Here is a 16,803-nt window from a genome sequence, read left to right on the forward strand (position 1 = left end):
GTCAGAATTAATGAATATTCAAGAAATCTTGGCAGAAAGCAGAAAAACTGGAGTTCTTTCTTCTCTTGATTTGAGTAATTTAAATCTGGTTGGACTTGATTTCTCAAATTTGAGGGTTGAAGGCATAACTTTTTCTAAAAGTAACCTTACCGGGGCTAATTTTGATAATTCTCTGATTGCTAATGTGACATTTGAGTCATCAATTTTAAAAGGTTTACAATTAAATCAAAGTAGTGTCAACAATACTAATTTTGCCGGCTCAATTTTGCAAGGTGCTTCAATTCAAAATAGCGGGTTTTCACAGTGTGACTTTACCAATACAGATCTGACTTCGATTAATGGAGAAAGTACACATTTTAGTGATTGTAATTTTCGGCAGGCAAAAATGTTTGGAGCCAAATTACCAATGTCTATTTGGTCTTCAGTAGTAGTTGATGGTACAAGGTTTACCAATTCAGATCTATATCGGTTAATTGTCCAGAAAACTATTTTTAATAAGGCAATTTTTGAAAATACTAACTTAACAAGTGCGCTATTTAATGAATGTAGTCTGGTTCGGCAAAAATTCTCTAACTGCGTTTTAGTTATGGCTATTTTTGATGGCTGTGACTTATCAAATGCTGATTTCACTTATCATGATATTAGTCAGTCCAGCTTCAATGATGCCAAGTTGGGGGGAGCAATATTTACTGGTTGTTCTGGTAGTTATATTGCTTTTATTAAAGCTGAGGCTAGACAAAGTAACTTTACTGGTGTAAAATTTGATATGGTTAATTTCAGTAATTCAAACTTAATAACTGCTAGTTTAGCAAATTCAGAAATTACAAATAGTTTATTTGAAAATGCAAGACTAGATTATGCCAGTTTTTATTCTAGTCGACTAGATTATACAAATTTTTCAAATGCTTCTACTGAGCAAGCAGATTTTAACCAAGCTTCACTTTACTATGCTAATATACATGGTATTCGTGGTGCTAAACTGGAGGATGCATTACAGTTAAATACTGCTTTTGGCACTAATAAAAAATTAAAAGAAGCAGAGGATTGGCAACCAATCAAAGAATTACCTGCCAAAAAGAGAGATTTTAAAGGATGATATGAAATGAAAAATAACTTACAACTGGTTAAAAAGGTGTCTGCGCCAATACCAGCGGAGCTTTATTGCGGTAAAGTAATTGCGCTGGAAGAGATTGCTAACCAATTGCATTATTCAGTCCAGCTTAGTGATAATAGCGTTGTGAATGCATTAAAGGCTGAAAGCTGTTTTTTGCTTCCAGCGATTGATGATTTAATTTTGCTGAGTAGTGAAATAAATGGTGAATTGGCATATATACTACAGATATTAAATCGAACAGCTAGTGAAAATGTGGTTGATTTGGGGCAAGAAGTATCTTTACGTGCGAATAATTTAAAACTTGAGGCACAAAAAGCTATTAATGTCGAAGCTCCGGAAGTTAATTTGACAGGGCTAACGGGAACCGCAAAATTTAGTCATAGTAAATTATTAAGTAATTGGAGTGAAATCCGTACTGGTAAAAGCTTATTCATTGCTGAAAGTGCGGAAAAAATTATCAATACCGTTACAGAAAAAATAGTAAATATATTTAAAACAATTGAAGGAGTTGAATTTACTAAAGCTAACCGAATTCGAACCCTAGTTACTGGTAGATTATTTTATAAGGCAAGACATGTTACCCTCAATGCTGAAGAAGAGGTTGGTATTGATGGTAAAAAGATTAATATGGGTTAGTAGCATAATAAGTTTAGGTTTCCATCTAATCAGACGTTTATCTGAGTTGATGGAGGCTTGAGAATTATTGTTACTGTTTTATTCCTATCATTTTATAATAATCGAGAACAAAATGTTTGCAATAACAAAACAAACTGGACAAGCTATGGCAATGCCTGATGTTTGTAAAGTTCCGGCACCTCCAGGTCCACCAATTCCGACTCCATTTTCAAACATAGGTATGACACCCAGTGCTAATCCAGTTACACAAAAAATAATGATAGCTGGAGCTCCGGCACTTACCAAAGCATCCAAAATAAACCCAAGCCAGGGTGATCAGCCGGGGGTTGCTGGTGGTCTTGTTTCTGGTAAAATTATGGGACCTGTAGAGTTTGTAATGGGAAGTACCAAAGTTAAATTTGAGGGTAATCCTGCAGTTTTTATGGGTAATACGACCAAGCAGAATGATGGAAATGCAGTAGGTGCAGATACCATGCCAAGCCAAGAAAAAGTGATGATAATGAGTTAATATGAAAAAAATTTGGATTACTTCTCTAGCGCACAATGAAAATAGCGTTAAAAATTTAATGACTGCTTTAAAGCCGTATCATATTCCTGTAGATGGAGGTTTTTGGGTTGATGATTTGCCTAAAATGGCTTGGGCAGGAATAAAAGATTCGTTACTTAATCCAGAAGTTGGTTTATGGGTAATTATTGCCAATAAGGATAGCTGGGAAAATAAGTCAATTCTGAAAGGTCTGTCGGCATTAGCTAGTATGGTTAAGGCTAGAAGAAAAACAGCTTTGCCAATTTTGATTCTTGGTGACGGTTTTGAAGTGGCAACTGATACTTTACCAACTCCATTGATACAGGCAAAATTATTGCCGATCTTAATCCAAAATCTTGGTGTCAAAATTTTAGCCTTGTTGAATTCACCTTTTTCCTATACTGCTAATGATTATTCTATTGATTTTCATCCATTAAATGAGCTTGGCTTATGGGTGGAGCTTAGCCCCTCTCAAGTATGGAGTGGTATGATTTTAGGTGTGGATAGTGGTGAAATAAACTTTCAGGCAGTAGGCCAACGCGGTACTCTTCCTGAAAAAAGTGTACTTGAATATCCGCAGCAGGGATTAGAAATAGCTCTTTCGGATAAGAAATTTATTGCTTGGGGTGTGCAAAATCAGATTAATCATGAGAGTTCATATTTTGCAAGACTTACCGAGTTACCTGAGCAACTTTTATTTACTCCCTATACTCAAGATGATGAAACTGAGGCATATATAATCAGCTTTTGTTGATATTAGTAGTTATTAACGAAAAAATTTGCTGGCTTATCTTTTATGGGGAAGTTTATAAGAAGTTATGTTCTTGAGTCTAGTGATTTAAGTTTTAGATTAATTAACTATATAATTGTGCTACAATGCTCTTTGCTTAAATTGTATAATTATGAACGCTTGAAGCGTAAATTTTAGGGAAAATAATGCGTAGATTGTTTAAGCTGTTGATTGCATTTGCAGTTATTTATATGAATGGATGCTCTTCTGATAAATCTCCCCCACCTTATAAACCAGGTGGGATAGTTATAAGTTATGCAACAGATGATGATTTGAATACCTACGATGATAGTTCACATTCAGTGATGCTTGCAGTTTACCAACTGAACAACATTAATGGTTTTCATCAGCTGGCGAAGGATTTGACGGGAACTCAAAAGCTTCTGGGTTTGACCAAGTTTGATTCAAGCGTATTGGGAGTTGATAGTATTTTTGTTAATGCAGCTGAGTCTGGTACAATTAAGCTTGATCGATTGCAAGATACCGAGTGGATTGGGGTTGTTGCTGGTTATTATAACCTAACTGCTGGGCAGGTTACAAAAGAGTTCCAGATTCCTGCAAATTCGAATAAAATACTTAAAATTAATCTGGTTCTTAGTCCAGATTCGCTTCAGGAGGTTCCTGCAAAATGATGAATCCTCATCGTCCAGTTTACTGGTATCAGGGGTTATTCCTGCAGCCACAACATTTACAGCAGTTAGATTTATATCATGAATCAATGCTGATGCCGTTGAAAAATTATTTAAACCCTTATTTTTGGGGTGTATGTCAGCTTGAAGTCGATCAAGGTTCATTAAAAGAGTTAAAGTTTGACTTAATTAGCGGAGAATTTATTTTCAGAGATGGTACTTGGATTTCGATTCATCATAATGCTATTCTTGAACCTCGCTCTTTTAAACAACTTTGGGAAAAATTGCGTGAACCATTTACGGTCTATTTAGCTCTCAAGCAACTAAGTAACTCTAATGAAGAGGTTGATAAATATAATCAGAAAGAAGATGGTTCTGGAATATTACCGAAATCAAGATTTATCCTTGATAGTGAAAATAATGAGGTAAATGATTTATATAACCATACACATACAGCATCTGTGGATAGCCTTAAATATGTTCTCAAACTAGTCTGGGATAAAGAAGTAGATTATTATCCAGAATATGAGCTTATTCCGATAGCCAGAGTTGAATACAATGGGCAGGATGCTTTATGTAGTAAAGAATTTGCTCCACCCATTATTAATCTGGTAAATTCTCCGGTATTGTATAGTTATCTTAGAAATACCAAAGAGATGTTGTATGCTCGTTCAATAACATTAAGTAGTTATAAAAGCTTACGGAAATCTCTGGGTGGAGAGTATCAGCCAACTTCATTACTATTCTTGCTTGGATTGAAAACAATTAGCCATTTTGTTCCTTTATTGAATCATTTTGTAGAATCACCAAATGTTTCGCCATGGGTACTATATGGGGTTTTCCGCCAGTTATTGGGCGAGTTAAGTATGATAAATGAAAATATTGATGCTCTGGGTTTATCACCGCGTGGTGAGTTGTTGATACCTCCATATGATCATACGAATCTTGGTTATTGTTTTAAGCAAGTATGTGTGCTAATTGATGAAATTGTTGATGGTCTTGTCAGTAGTATGGAAAGTATTGTGCATCTGGTGCGGGATGGTAATTATTTTGCTGGAAATATTCCGGTTGATTTACTAAAAGACACCAATAATTTTTATCTATGCATCAAATCTAATCTAGATAGTAGTGAACTATCGCGTATTATATATAATTCTGCTAAGATTGGCAGCTCTGAAGATGTGCCAATATTGATAAAGCGTGCTTTATCTGGTGTTCCTATCACTGGTTTGAAAGAGCCACCAGTTGGACTGGCACATAAGAAGAATATTACTTATTTTATTTTGGATCATCATCATTTTTCATGGCTAAGTGTAAAAGAATATGCCAATTTAAGTGTTTTTCTTGGCGAGCCATTAGAAAATATAGAAATTGATTTACTGGTATTAAAAGGAAGGGATCTGTTGACATGAATATAATTGATTGTTTTACAGAGACTATGGCATTTACATTGCATTTTATGACAAAGGTTGAGCAAACACAGCCAAAATATGATGATATCTTTGAAAAATATAATCAATTAATTGTTAATTCTCGATCTTTGATTAATAATGATAAACTTCTTTATAATGATTGGGAGCGCTCATTGTTTGCCGTATGTGCTTGGATTGATGAGAAAGTGCTATTTTCAAATTGGCAAGATAAAGAAGTTTGGCAATTAAATCCTTTGCAGAAGCAGTACTTTAGAACCACTCAAGCAGGTGAGAAATTTTATGAGGTATTGGAGCGGTTTGACCCAGCCGTAGATAGGCAAGTAATTGAAGTTTTTAATTATTGTATTAAGCTTGGATTTCAGGGTAAGAATTTTAATAGCGGGCAGAAACTACAACTCGCTAGCCAACAAAATTTACTGATTAATTATGCCGAGTCAAATTTAAATGGAGATGATCTCATTTTTCCTACCGCTTATCGAAGTGTTAGTTCAGTTTCACCGAAAAAGAGCCATCGTTTTGGATTTAAGGCAGTATTGTTGGTAACCTCTTTAATTGCATTACTTGGCTTGGGTATGTTGGATGCGGTTTATAACGTATCGCTAAATGAACAGCTTGCAGGATATTTTAAATGAAGAAATTTTTAAAAATTTTCTTTAGCATATTATTACTGTTAATTATCATCGGAGCTATTGCTTGGTTTGTCCTTCAGGAGGGTTGGCAATGGTGGGTAGGTCTAACCATCTTTTTTGGTGTTGTGGGTGTTTGGCTGGGAATTATATTTTTCAGAAAATTTCTGGCAAAACGCAAGATGCAGGAGTTTGTCTCGCGCATTGTTGAACAGGATATTCCTTCGATTGATTTGCCGGGGAGTCGTGCAAATTCAATCCAAATGCTTAGAAATCGCTGGCTTGAAGCAACCAATTTGATTCGCCTTTCTAAAGCGCAGGATATTCCATGGTTTGTAATGTTAGGTGGTACTGAGTCAGGAAAAACTACAGCAATAAAACATGCCAAACTAAGTACTGCCTTATCTACGACTGTAAAAAACCTAGGTATAAATAAAACCGAAAATTGTGAGTGGTGGTTTCTTGAAAAATCAATTATATTAGATACTTCAAGCAAGTATGTGATTCCAGAAAATGAATTAGATGATACCGAAGAGTGGAAAGAGTTTTTACATCTGTTTCTTAAATATCGCAAAAGAAAGCCAATAAATGGTGTTGTAGTAACTATATCTGCAGAGCGCTTACTAACCGCAGACCATATGAGTTTACGCGATGAAGGACAGAATTTACGTAAACGAATCGACAATCTGATGCGTATTAGCTGGGCAAAGTTTCCTGTTTATGTGATGATTACCAAAATGGACTATGTTTTTGGGTTTAATGAGGTGGCTCAAACACTAGATGGGAATAAAATAAACGAGGCGGCAGGATTCCTGAACAATGCTAATGAGACCTGGCAAAAGATGGTGGATGATTTTTTTGATTCTGTTTTTGCCAAATTTAGCCAATTAAGGAATAATGCGGTAAATAATTCAGATGAAACCCCGTCATCAGGTATGCTCATACTGCCACAAGAGTTTATTGAGATAAGAGCTGCTTTCAATGAGTTTATTCAACCTGTTTTTGAAAGCAACTCCTATCAGGAACAACCAATTTGTCGCGGAATATACCTTTCGAGTTCAAAGCAGGAAGCAAGTGCCAAGTCTTCAATTCTTAAATATCAAGGGGAGTATGTTTCTAGTCAGGAATCTGATTCTGGTCGGCAGGGTGTATTTTTGCGCGACTTTTTTGATAAGATTTTGCCTGCTGATAGTGAAATGGTTGTTCCGGCATATAATGCGCTGCGTTGGAGATATCTTGCCAGCAGCCTTGGCATTTTATCTATTTTATCTGTTACGGTTGCGTTAGGCAGCCTGCTTACAGGTACATATCTTCATAATCGTAATGTAATGAATATTTTCTTTAATGAATATAAGACTGCACCCTATTTGGGCAATGATGTTGCAACAAATATTGTTACTCTGGATAATTTTCAGCGCACCATTCGCAAAATAGATAGTGCGGATAAGCAGTGGTTCTTACCTTCTTTTGGTTTAACTGCGAGCAGTAATTTAATAGATAAACTAAAGCTACAGTATGTGGACATGTATAAAAAAGGTTTTCTAATTGATTTTGATAAGCAGTTATATCAAAACATTGTAAAACTTAATGAATCAACCAATACAGAAGAAGCTTCGATTTATATTGAGTTTTTGACTGCTCGGATTGACTCAATTGATGCACATATTACTAGTAATAAAATTGACACTAATACCTTGGCTGATCGTAATTTGCAGATGGTATTTCCGAATGTGGCAATGATAATTTATCCACAATTGCCGTTAGCAATTGCCAACTTAACAGATGATTTATATGTTCCATATCTAGTTTGGAGTAAGGATAAGGTTGCAATTCAGCGTAATTTGAAGGCAATGTTAAATACCTTACGGGGATTGTTAATAAATGATCCAGACTGGCATGTTATAAGAAATCAAAAGGCGTTTCTTCCCTTTCAGGTAGACTTGAGTGATTTCTGGGGTGGAGCTTTAGGTGACTCTGCCAAAAAAGTCGTTGTTCCTGGAATATTTACTAAAGAGGGAATGAGTCGTATTGATCATTTTATTGGGCTTGTAACCAAAGCTGGTGTAATTCAGGGTGGCAATGATCCATCTTTACAGGCATTCTGGAATTGGTATCAGGTTGAATATTATGAAGCATGGCGCAAATTTGTGGTTGCATTCAGTCAGGTGCAGATTTCTTCTTTCAATGATGATGAAAAAAAAAATTTGGCTTTGAAAATGACGGGCGAAAGCAACCCTTATTATAGATTTCTCAATTTTGCAGCCCGCGAACTGGTTCCAAACAAGCATTTGGCTAATCCACCGGATTGGGCAAACCTTATCATGCAGTTAGATAGCTTACAAAATCTTTCAAATGGTGAATCAACGATTGTTAATTTGCAGCAGCGAGTTTTTCAGGGCGTTAATAAATTAGTAAATAACAATACACTTGCGCAAAAATCGGAATTATTTAATCAGCAAATTAAAATTGCTGGGCTGATCGGTGATTATAATGCGGCATTATCACAGATTTCGCCTGCGCAAATCTCTGATGATAGCTATTTACTTTATACTGGAAATATTTTTGCTGAATATAATGGTAAAACAGAGCCAAAATCGCCAGTAAGTATTGCTTTACTTAAATTTAATCAGTTACGTCAGGCTTTAAGTATTGGTAACAGTGATGAAATTTCAATGGTATGGCAGATAGAAGCTGGTCCACTAGATTTTTTATTACAGTATTTAATGACTAAAACAGCTTGTGCCATTGAAAATAAATGGGATAGTGAAGTCGTTGGAAAAATAAGTACCGTAAAAAGTTCTGAAATTCCCAAGATTTTACTCGATAAAAATACTGGTTTATTATGGAAGTTTGTTGGAGATACATTGGGTCCATTCTTAACTCTTGATCAATGGGGATATTCTTCTCGTAGTATTTATGATAAAACTATATTTGCCCAATCAGTAAGCTTTAACCAAGAGTTTATTTCCTATATAAATAATGCCCGTCCGGCAATGATTGATTATCAAAATCAGTATTCGGTTAACATTGCTACGGTTCCAGTGACCGTGAATCCTGAGGCGACTACTAAACCTTATGGGGTAATACTTACTGTTCAATGCGCTGATGGCGAACAGACTTTGAAAAATTTCAATTATCCAAATCAGCTTACAGTAAATTGGTCTCCTGATAAGTGTGGCGACACAACATTAACTATATTATTTTCGAATTTGACCCTTAATAAGGTTTACTCTGGTGGTATGGGATTTGCAAAATTTTTGGCTGATTTCAAAACGGGTGCACACGAATTCAGTAATAGTGATTTTGCAGAATCCGATGTATTGGAGGATAACTATAAGGTTAATAGAATAACAGTTAAATATAAGATAAATCAGAATGTTGCAGCAATCGGTTTATTGAGAAATATTAGTTCTAATATTCCGCAGGATGCAACTAATTGTAACAATTCTCAAAAAAGATAAATGGAAAATTTAATAGTAGGGGCAGCACCAATCCCTGGTGATCATCCTGCCGGGACAGATATTCGTTCAAGTTCGCTTTTTGAACAGATAACCGAGGAAATAGATAAAAGAACTGCGTTAACTTCAACAGGTACTACAGATTGGAATAAGGTAATTGCGGTAGCGCAAAATATTTTAAGTGAGCATTCTAAGGATATATTGGTTTGTAGCTACTTAAACGTTGGCTTACTTAATATTTCTGGATTACGTGGCTTGGCTGATGGAGTACAAATTTATCGTGATCTTGTCATAACCTATTGGAATAATGGCTTATTCCCTCCGAGAATCAATGGGCGATTAAACGCTATTAGCTGGTGGGCAGATAATATCAGTGAACAACTTCATAAAATGCCCACTGAGAAATGGTTAGCCACTGATAAACTTCAACTTGAGAAAAATTATACTGAATTAATTGATTTTTTATCTGAAAATGGTGTTGAAGATCTTGATCAGATTTATATGTTAAGACATGCTAATATGTCTTTAATTCTTGAGGCTACGAATGAAGAAGAATTAACTTCCTCAAATTCAGAAACTACTACCATACCAATTGCTGAAAGATCTTCTTTTGCTAATGGAAATCAAGAAGCTACTGTTACATCGCAGCAGCAAGCTACTTCCATTTTAAGGTCTGTTAGTTCTGATATTGTACTTAATATTGATGATAATCTTGAAAGATCGCTTGATTCTGTGCTTATGGCATTGAATAAGGTTAGTGCATTAATAGCTAATGAACAGCCCCTATCATATAAATTATATAAAATCAATCGCTTTATTGCTTGGTTTGATGTGGATATAATTCCTCCCGCAGATACTGAGTTAAAGACTATGTTACCACCGCCGGATGAGCACTTACAGCAATTAATAATTGGGTATTACCAGGAGCAGAACTGGCTTGAACTACTGAAAGTTGCCGAAACCAGAGTTGTTGATTTCAGGTTCTGGTTTGATTTGTCTTATTATGTTCATCGTTCTCTGATTGGTATAAATCAGCAACATGCGGCAAATGAAGTCAGCTATGCAGTCTTATTGCTAATCAAGCGATTGAAGGGCGTAGAGAAATTATGTTTTTCTGATGGTATGCCGTTTGCAACAAATGAAACACAGGAATGGATAAATAGTATTCTTGGTGATGTGGGTGGAGGTGTTAATTCTTATAGCACTGCTCTACAAGGTAATGAGGAGTTAGCACTTGAACTACATGAGGCGAGTGAGTTAGCTAAATCAGGTAAAGAGTTGGCCGCAATAGCGTTTCTACATCAAAAGATAATAACCTCTTCTTCGATTCAAGCTCGGTTTATCCGGATACTTCAATTTTGCCAATATAGCTTATCAACTGGGAATGGGCAGCTTGCTAGTGGTTATGTAAATGAAATTCTCTCAATTATAGATGCGCATCAGCTAGAGAGCTGGGATCCTGTTATGGCGGCAAATGCCTATAAGCTGATTCTGAATATGTCAAAACAGAAAAAAGCGATAAAATTAAGTGAAGCTGCCATAAATGATGTATTATCTAGATTAACAATTCTTGATCCTACTATTGCGCTAGGCTATTATTAGTTGTTATGCACATTTAGGTATTTCCATGATTTTTTAACTTGCTGCAGATAATCAATAATTCAGAAATTTATCAGGAAGGTATATCATGACACTTGAACTTTATAGCAATGATTCCTCTTACTATAGCATGATAGCTCGGCTAGTACTGGTTGAGAAAGGTGTCAGATATAATCTTAATCAAATTGATATTCATATCAAGATGGAGCAGTTTAATCCTGAATATGTTCGTATTCAGCCAAACATGACGGTGCCTGCGCTTGTTTCTGGTAATGATGTTTTAGATGGTAGTGAGAAGATACTCCGCTATGTAAATGAGCATTTTACTGGAGTGAATTTATATCCAGAAGAAGATCAGGTGGCTATTGACGATTCATTAAAGCGGCATTATGCATTTTCAATTGAAGACTTAACAATGGGTAATGCAATGAGAAAGTCGCCGATAGCTAAATTTGCTCTTGGTAGAGGATTAGATCGAGGAACAGCAAAATGCCTTGAATTAATGAAGAAACATCCTGAATTTACCGTTGCCTGTCAAAAAAAACTTGAGCTTGAAAAAGAACGACGCAAGCTGATTCTCTCCAGTGAAAATAATTATGAACAAATGTTGAAAGAGGCTACTGAGATTTGTGATTTTCTTGAGAGCTCTTTGGCTAAGCATGAGTATGCAGCAAGTAATAGTTATAGTCTTGCCGATATTGTTTGGACGGTGTTCATTGCTCGCCTCTTTATGATAAAATTTGATAATATGATTACAAGCCGGAAAAATTTAAATAACTATTGGCAGAGAATGAGTTCTCGTGAGAGTTTTGTGCTGGCAAACATTCGAATGTCTATGCCTAAAAAGCTTCTGCTTAGAATTATGCTGGCATTAATTTTTAAAATCTGATCGATATTATGTAGTGCTAATGATTCACCAAAGCTTATATTTTGTTCGTAATGAAATTTAACTCTTTACTGTTAACCTATAGTATTTAGTGATAGTTGCCTTTTTATGATAAATAGTTTAATTTGATTGAACCTAATAACCATCAATAGTAGTACATAGTTGATTATTATTTGACAATTTTATTTAATGATGATAAAATTGTTACTGATTAAAAGTACTCTATTCTATTTATCTCATCGTTTTGTTCAGTCAATACCTTGTCATATTTATTTTTAGATCGTTTTAGTTATTATATTAATTTTTACAAGGTATATTTATATGAAAAAAACATTATTTGTTGCTGGTTTGGATTTTAATTTGACAGATGCTCAAGTTAAAGGTGTATTTGAAAAATATGGTACAGTTGAATCAGCAAAAATCATTACTGATAAATTCTCGGGTAGAAGTCGTGGTTTTGGATTTGTTGAAATGTCAAGCCAAGAAGAGGCTGAAGAATGCATTCGTGTTTTAAATAATGCATCAGTAAATGGTCGTCAGATTGCTGTAAAATTTAAAGAAGATAAACCAGCTGGTAGTAGTAATACTGCTAGACGTTGGTAAGATTTGCTTACTAGCTAAATCAAAATCTCCCTTTTTTAGGGAGATTTTTTTATTCCTAATAGAATTTAAATGCTTTGATAATCCTTCGTTCTTTCTTACCCATATACTGCCCAATAATCTCTTGATAGCTTTTTTCTGGATTTTAATCATCACTTTTGTTGGTTGATTAAAATGAAGCGAGTTTAAAAAAACCATCTTGACGGTGATTTTTGATTTTTTATTTACTTTTTATATAAACGTAGGTACTCATACCAGGACGAAGTGGATAGCTGGAATCAGTATCTACCACTTTAATCTGCACCGGCATCCGCTGTGGTAAATTTAACCAGTGATTGGCTGAAAAGACTATCTGGGTTTCTTTTAATGGAATAACATGCTGTCTATCAACAGACCAGTTATCCGACATAACTATGCCATGAAATACCTTGCGTCCAAGATATGCGCGTGGGAAAATCAGAACTTTATCACCAGCATGTACCCCTGCCAGATCTGTTTCATTAAAATTTGCCTGAATGTAAGTATTAGCAGTATCAATGAAATTAAATAGTCCCTCATGGGGTAAAGCAGACGTTCCAACACCAATATACAGGTTCTGAATATAGCCATCGGCTGGAGCTTTTACGATGGTATTGGCAACATCCATTGCGGCTTTTTCGCTGGCAACTTTCAATGTTTCAATCCCAACATTTGCCTGTTTTAGCTCAACCGCCTCTAGTTCTATTTGCTTTTTAAGTCCGGCAACAACATTTTCTTGTGATTTGATATTATATTCAAGCATCTTTAGTTCAAGTCCGGGAACTCCCTTAGTTACTGATTTATCACTTTTTTGTTGATATTCATAACGCATGCGAGCTAACTGATCCTGTGCTGCCTTGAGATCAAGAGTAGTAACCTCGATTCTCTTTTTGATAACTTCTATACCAACTTTTGCCTGCTCGTACTGTGCCTTAACTCCAGCGTATTCAAGATCGTATTTCTCTGGACTAATTTGTAATATTGGATCACCTTTTTTGAGGACTTGCCCATTTTCGACAAAGATTTTCTCAATATGTCCACCAACTGAAGATGAAATTGGGGTCATGTTTTCCACAACAAAAGCCTCATCCGTCACAGTAAATAGATATGTCGTAAAATAGCCAAGCGCAATCAATCCACCTAGCATAAATATAATCATCGCAAAATTAAGCTTGCGTCTTTTAATTTTCATTAATTTTTCCCACTACTGGTTTTTTGATAACTGCCTCAGATTTAAGCATGTAGCCACCACCAAGCCCCTGATATAATACTACCAGCGAAAGCATCTGTTGTAGTCTAGTCTGAGTAATATCGATTGCCATAATATCTTTTTCAATTTTACTAGTCAATACCAACATATAGGTTGTAAGCCCCTTATTATACATAGCTTTTTTGGTAGCTACTACACTTTCCAGATTTTTATAGACAAGAGTATCGGCTACCATCTTTAGATTATAACCATTATTATTTGCCAATGCATTATCAACTTCATGTAAAGCAGTGTTTACCACCTGCTTATAATTGGCGAGCGCAGATTTAAATACTGCGGTATTGGTATCAATCTGACCAAAGACACTAGGCGAAATAGTCCAATTGGCATAAGCAGCATAATAACTTTGTTGATTACTATTCGTGCTACTAACCGTTGGTACTGGATCTGGATTATTAAAGGTTTGTGAGCCGGCACCTTGGGCAAAGAAATAATTAAGATTTATTCCGGGCAATAGCGCACTCGAAGCTACGCTGATACCTTCATTGGCAGCTTTTAGCTGTGCTTCGGCTTTCATTACATCCGGTCTCGACGCAATCACCGCTACTGGGAGATTGCCCGGAATAACTTGCGTTGGATTAATATTATCAAAATTAGCTGCTGTGACTGTTTTACCGGGCGGTTGATTAATTAGATAGCGAAGGGCATTTTCCGCAGCAATCAGGTTTTTATTGATTATTGCTAGTTGCCCACTGACTAACTGCTGTTTACTCCGTAATTCGTCAATACTAATGCTATTGGCTAATCCTTGTTTATCCATTGCTTCGGTGATAGTAACTAGTTCTTTGGCATCGTTCTCAAGCTGATTAAATTGTACCAGAAGTTGTCGCTGTGCTAGGATCGTAAAATAAGCAGCAGCGACTTGCCCGATCACTGCAAGGCGAATACTCAATTCTGCATTTTGGGCAACTTCAACATTATATCCAGCCTGTTTTTGTAAAGTGTAATTGGTAAAGAGATTTATCGTATAAGCTGGTAGTACTGCAAAAAAAGCACCAGTATTATTGACAAGTCCAAGATTACCGATTGGGGCAAAATTATTTTGCGTAGTTCCATTAATATAGCCACCAAAAAGGTTTAGCATCGGAATCCAGTTTAATTTAACGGTCAATAATTGCCCTTGCGCTGCTTCCAAATTAGCTTTTGCCATTTCAATCGTCAGATTATTTTTTAAGCCACTTTCAATGTAATTATTTAATAAGGGATCATTAAATTTTTGCCACCAAGCCAGGTAGGGTAGGCTTTCACTTATCTTTGATAGATTAGGATTTTGTGCTGACCATGATTGTGGAATAGCAACATCGGGCTTATGATAGTCTGGTGAAAAATAGGAACAGCCAATCATTAGGGCTAGAGGAGAAATTAACCAGAGCTTTTTCATCATTATCATTCTTTATGCCTAAGTATTTTTTAAGATGTCAGCATGACTAAAGCGTAGCATTATCATACATAGTAACACAGAAATTATTAATGTTCCATAACCAATAAATTTGTAGGCAATTGCACCCACCACACTACCAACAAAGAAGCCTGTCAGAAGACTTAAATAAACAACTATTCGCCACTTTTCAACTGCATTTCCCCGGATCCAGTGCCCAAGGATAATCCCGAGATCTGTCATAGTACCAGTCATATGTGTCGTACGGATGATTGACTTGCCATAATAGGTGGTAAGTGCATTCTGAATACCCATTGCAATTGCTAAAAAATAGCGTGCTGAATCAAAACCAGCTTTAAGCCCAATTCCACCACAAATAATACAAATTATCTCAAAGATTAAAGCAATATTATAGTTACTACCTCGTTCAGCATTATCTATCGGAATAATAACTCCACTAACTATCGAGCCAAATAAAAATGCTAGCAAAGCTAACATGAAGCTCTTAAAAGCTAGAATATTACCATTGGCAAATGCGTCGGCAGCAAAAGAAATATTTCCAGTTACATAGCCAACCGAGTTATGGATAAAACTGACAAATGTAACCATGCTAACTAGTCCGCCATTAAAAGAAAGAAGTCCTACTGCACGGTAAATCCAGTCACGTTGCTGGGCTATGGTATGTTTCATATTATCAATCGGCTAGCAAATACTAAATTATAACAAAATTTATAATTTCCCTATTGACATCAGGGCAAATAAATATCAATATTAGATATGTTCTGGTTTATTCTAAAGCTAAAATGTTGCTATCCTGCATAATTGTTAGCAATTCGCAAATTCTAGTGTAAAAGTACTATTCTCAAACTATTCAATTATCAATTAATATACCAGCCTACGGAGGGTAATATTATGAAAATGATTGAAGAAATTTTGCTATTCAGTGATCTGATAAATGTGGGTTCATTTATTAAGTTATCCGACAAGTCTGGGATTAGTCAACCAACTATTAGTCGTAAAATTCAGGCTCTGGAGGAAGAATATGGAACACTTCTGATCCGGACTTCTCATGGGATAAGATTAACCGATAACGGTAATAAATTCTACAATAAATCCCTTGAACTAAAACAAAATATTAATAATTGGTTTAGAAATTTCAATGATGCTGAGCGTAATCAGATTAATATCTTACTGCCAGAGTGGATGGGGCAAACAGTTGTCAAAAATGGAATATTACCTTTTCTGAAAAACTATCCAAATATTCGGCTTAATATAAAATATGGTGATAGACGGGTTGACTTTATAAAAGAAAATCTTGATTTTGCAATTACAAGTGTTCAGCCAAAACAAAGCTTTCAGATAGCAAAATTTCTTGATGCGGGAAAAATTATCTATTATTGCCGCCACGATTATATAAAGAAGGACGGCCTTCCAGAAAGTCTTGAGAAACTGGGTTTGGAGCATAAATTTCTTGCAGTTAATCAAGATCCAATTCTTGAATTAAAAGATAATCAAATCCCACAAAGTCGTTATTTGCATACGAATGATCAGCATTTAGAAACTATGAATATTTCAGCTGACCTTATATTATCTGATTATGTAACAGCACAGCAAATAATGAATGCAGATAATAATTTTATATCAGTTACATACGAAAGCTTAATTCAGGAACAACTATCAAGTGGCTTTTTTATACCGGTTATGCGAAACACTTATGCTAAAAGCATAAGTTATCAGATTATCATGCCAGAACGGGTAGTTAATGATTATAAAAAGAATTTTATAGATTTACTTCTGGGGAATATAAATCTTTCAATGAGAGTAGCTGTTACCTAGAAAA

15 protein-coding genes are annotated in these 16,803 nt (G+C 35.5%); 12 read left to right on the forward strand and 3 right to left on the reverse strand.

The window, feature by feature from the left end:
* Positions 1-10: 10 nt before the first annotated feature.
* The 11 genes from CUN60_RS01085 (at position 11) to CUN60_RS01135 (ending at position 12,300) form a co-directional block, all read left to right on the forward strand.
* Positions 11-1,096: a pentapeptide repeat-containing protein gene (locus CUN60_RS01085; protein WP_102950254.1), complete on the forward strand. Its 1,086-nt coding sequence runs from the start codon at positions 11-13 to the stop codon at positions 1,094-1,096.
* A gap of 6 nt (positions 1,097-1,102) precedes the next feature.
* The gene (locus tag CUN60_RS01090) at positions 1,103-1,750 is read left to right on the forward strand and encodes a DUF3540 domain-containing protein (RefSeq protein WP_102950255.1); all 648 of its coding nucleotides are present in this window, start codon (positions 1,103-1,105) and stop codon (positions 1,748-1,750) included.
* Between the two features lie 112 nt (positions 1,751-1,862).
* Positions 1,863-2,258, forward strand: a complete 396-nt coding sequence (locus tag CUN60_RS01095; RefSeq protein WP_102950256.1) for a DUF4150 domain-containing protein — start codon at positions 1,863-1,865, stop codon at positions 2,256-2,258.
* A 1-nt stretch (position 2,259) separates the two neighbouring features.
* Positions 2,260-3,030 carry a hypothetical protein gene (locus tag CUN60_RS01100; protein WP_102950257.1) on the forward strand — a complete coding sequence of 257 codons (771 nt, stop codon included), beginning with the start codon at positions 2,260-2,262 and terminating at the stop codon, positions 3,028-3,030.
* Between the two features lie 182 nt (positions 3,031-3,212).
* A complete protein-coding gene (gene tssJ, locus CUN60_RS01105) occupies positions 3,213-3,698 on the forward strand; it encodes a type VI secretion system lipoprotein TssJ (protein WP_102950258.1) in 486 nt (161 codons plus the stop codon).
* Entirely contained in the window at positions 3,695-5,107 is a 1,413-nt protein-coding gene (gene tssK, locus CUN60_RS01110) for a type VI secretion system baseplate subunit TssK (protein ID WP_102950259.1), read from the forward strand. Before tssJ ends, tssK begins: the two co-directional genes overlap by 4 nt.
* The gene (locus tag CUN60_RS01115) at positions 5,104-5,760 is read left to right on the forward strand and encodes a DotU family type IV/VI secretion system protein (protein ID WP_102950260.1); all 657 of its coding nucleotides are present in this window, start codon (positions 5,104-5,106) and stop codon (positions 5,758-5,760) included. Before tssK ends, CUN60_RS01115 begins: the two co-directional genes overlap by 4 nt.
* Positions 5,757-9,215, forward strand: coding sequence for a type VI secretion protein IcmF/TssM N-terminal domain-containing protein (locus CUN60_RS01120; RefSeq protein ID WP_102950261.1), 3,459 nt, complete (start codon positions 5,757-5,759; stop codon positions 9,213-9,215). The genes CUN60_RS01115 and CUN60_RS01120 overlap by 4 nt, the downstream gene beginning before the upstream one ends.
* Positions 9,216-10,814: a type VI secretion system protein TssA gene (tssA, locus tag CUN60_RS01125; RefSeq protein ID WP_102950262.1), complete on the forward strand. Its 1,599-nt coding sequence runs from the start codon at positions 9,216-9,218 to the stop codon at positions 10,812-10,814. It abuts the gene before it with no gap.
* Between the two features lie 85 nt (positions 10,815-10,899).
* Positions 10,900-11,700, forward strand: a complete 801-nt coding sequence (locus CUN60_RS01130) for a glutathione S-transferase family protein (protein ID WP_102950263.1) — start codon at positions 10,900-10,902, stop codon at positions 11,698-11,700.
* Between the two features lie 318 nt (positions 11,701-12,018).
* Complete coding sequence (locus CUN60_RS01135) at positions 12,019-12,300, forward strand: RNA recognition motif domain-containing protein (RefSeq protein ID WP_102950264.1); 282 nt, start codon at positions 12,019-12,021, stop codon at positions 12,298-12,300.
* Positions 12,301-12,517: 217 nt separating this feature from the next.
* Here CUN60_RS01135 and CUN60_RS01140 read toward each other — a convergent pair whose 3' ends face one another.
* Genes CUN60_RS01140 through CUN60_RS01150 form a run of 3 tightly spaced genes read right to left on the reverse strand, consistent with a single transcriptional unit; the run spans position 12,518 to position 15,653 of the window.
* On the reverse strand, positions 12,518-13,507 hold the full coding sequence (locus CUN60_RS01140) for an HlyD family secretion protein (protein WP_102950265.1): 990 nt from the start codon (positions 13,505-13,507) through the stop codon (positions 12,518-12,520).
* Entirely contained in the window at positions 13,497-14,969 is a 1,473-nt protein-coding gene (locus CUN60_RS01145) for a TolC family protein (RefSeq protein ID WP_158649231.1), read from the reverse strand. The genes CUN60_RS01140 and CUN60_RS01145 overlap by 11 nt, the downstream gene beginning before the upstream one ends.
* 15 nt (positions 14,970-14,984) lie before the next feature.
* Positions 14,985-15,653, reverse strand: a complete 669-nt coding sequence (locus CUN60_RS01150; RefSeq protein WP_102950267.1) for a YoaK family protein — start codon at positions 15,651-15,653, stop codon at positions 14,985-14,987.
* A 222-nt stretch (positions 15,654-15,875) separates the two neighbouring features.
* Between CUN60_RS01150 and CUN60_RS01155 the strand changes: the two genes are divergently transcribed.
* Positions 15,876-16,799, forward strand: coding sequence for a LysR family transcriptional regulator (locus tag CUN60_RS01155; RefSeq protein WP_102950268.1), 924 nt, complete (start codon positions 15,876-15,878; stop codon positions 16,797-16,799).
* Positions 16,800-16,803 lie beyond the last annotated feature (4 nt).

Source organism: Aquella oligotrophica, assembly GCF_002892535.1.
Classification (GTDB): domain Bacteria; phylum Pseudomonadota; class Gammaproteobacteria; order Burkholderiales; family UBA11063; genus Aquella; species Aquella oligotrophica.

What these genes read in the sequence shown, in the direction of transcription:
- CUN60_RS01140 (WP_102950265.1), bottom strand. Translation starts at nt 13,507, where the DNA reads ATGAAAATTAAAAGACGCAAGCTTAATTTTGCGATGATTATATTTATG.
- CUN60_RS01090 (WP_102950255.1), top strand. Translation starts at nt 1,103, where the DNA reads ATGAAAAATAACTTACAACTGGTTAAAAAGGTGTCTGCGCCAATACCA.
- CUN60_RS01135 (WP_102950264.1), top strand. Translation starts at nt 12,019, where the DNA reads ATGAAAAAAACATTATTTGTTGCTGGTTTGGATTTTAATTTGACAGAT.
- CUN60_RS01120 (WP_102950261.1), top strand. Translation starts at nt 5,757, where the DNA reads ATGAAGAAATTTTTAAAAATTTTCTTTAGCATATTATTACTGTTAATT.
- CUN60_RS01115 (WP_102950260.1), top strand. Translation starts at nt 5,104, where the DNA reads ATGAATATAATTGATTGTTTTACAGAGACTATGGCATTTACATTGCAT.
- CUN60_RS01085 (WP_102950254.1), top strand. Translation starts at nt 11, where the DNA reads ATGAATATTCAAGAAATCTTGGCAGAAAGCAGAAAAACTGGAGTTCTT.
- tssK (WP_102950259.1), top strand. Translation starts at nt 3,695, where the DNA reads ATGATGAATCCTCATCGTCCAGTTTACTGGTATCAGGGGTTATTCCTG.
- CUN60_RS01130 (WP_102950263.1), top strand. Translation starts at nt 10,900, where the DNA reads ATGACACTTGAACTTTATAGCAATGATTCCTCTTACTATAGCATGATA.
- tssJ (WP_102950258.1), top strand. Translation starts at nt 3,213, where the DNA reads ATGCGTAGATTGTTTAAGCTGTTGATTGCATTTGCAGTTATTTATATG.
- CUN60_RS01155 (WP_102950268.1), top strand. Translation starts at nt 15,876, where the DNA reads ATGAAAATGATTGAAGAAATTTTGCTATTCAGTGATCTGATAAATGTG.
- CUN60_RS01095 (WP_102950256.1), top strand. Translation starts at nt 1,863, where the DNA reads ATGTTTGCAATAACAAAACAAACTGGACAAGCTATGGCAATGCCTGAT.
- tssA (WP_102950262.1), top strand. Translation starts at nt 9,216, where the DNA reads ATGGAAAATTTAATAGTAGGGGCAGCACCAATCCCTGGTGATCATCCT.
- CUN60_RS01145 (WP_158649231.1), bottom strand. Translation starts at nt 14,969, where the DNA reads ATGATGAAAAAGCTCTGGTTAATTTCTCCTCTAGCCCTAATGATTGGC.
- CUN60_RS01100 (WP_102950257.1), top strand. Translation starts at nt 2,260, where the DNA reads ATGAAAAAAATTTGGATTACTTCTCTAGCGCACAATGAAAATAGCGTT.
- CUN60_RS01150 (WP_102950267.1), bottom strand. Translation starts at nt 15,653, where the DNA reads ATGAAACATACCATAGCCCAGCAACGTGACTGGATTTACCGTGCAGTA.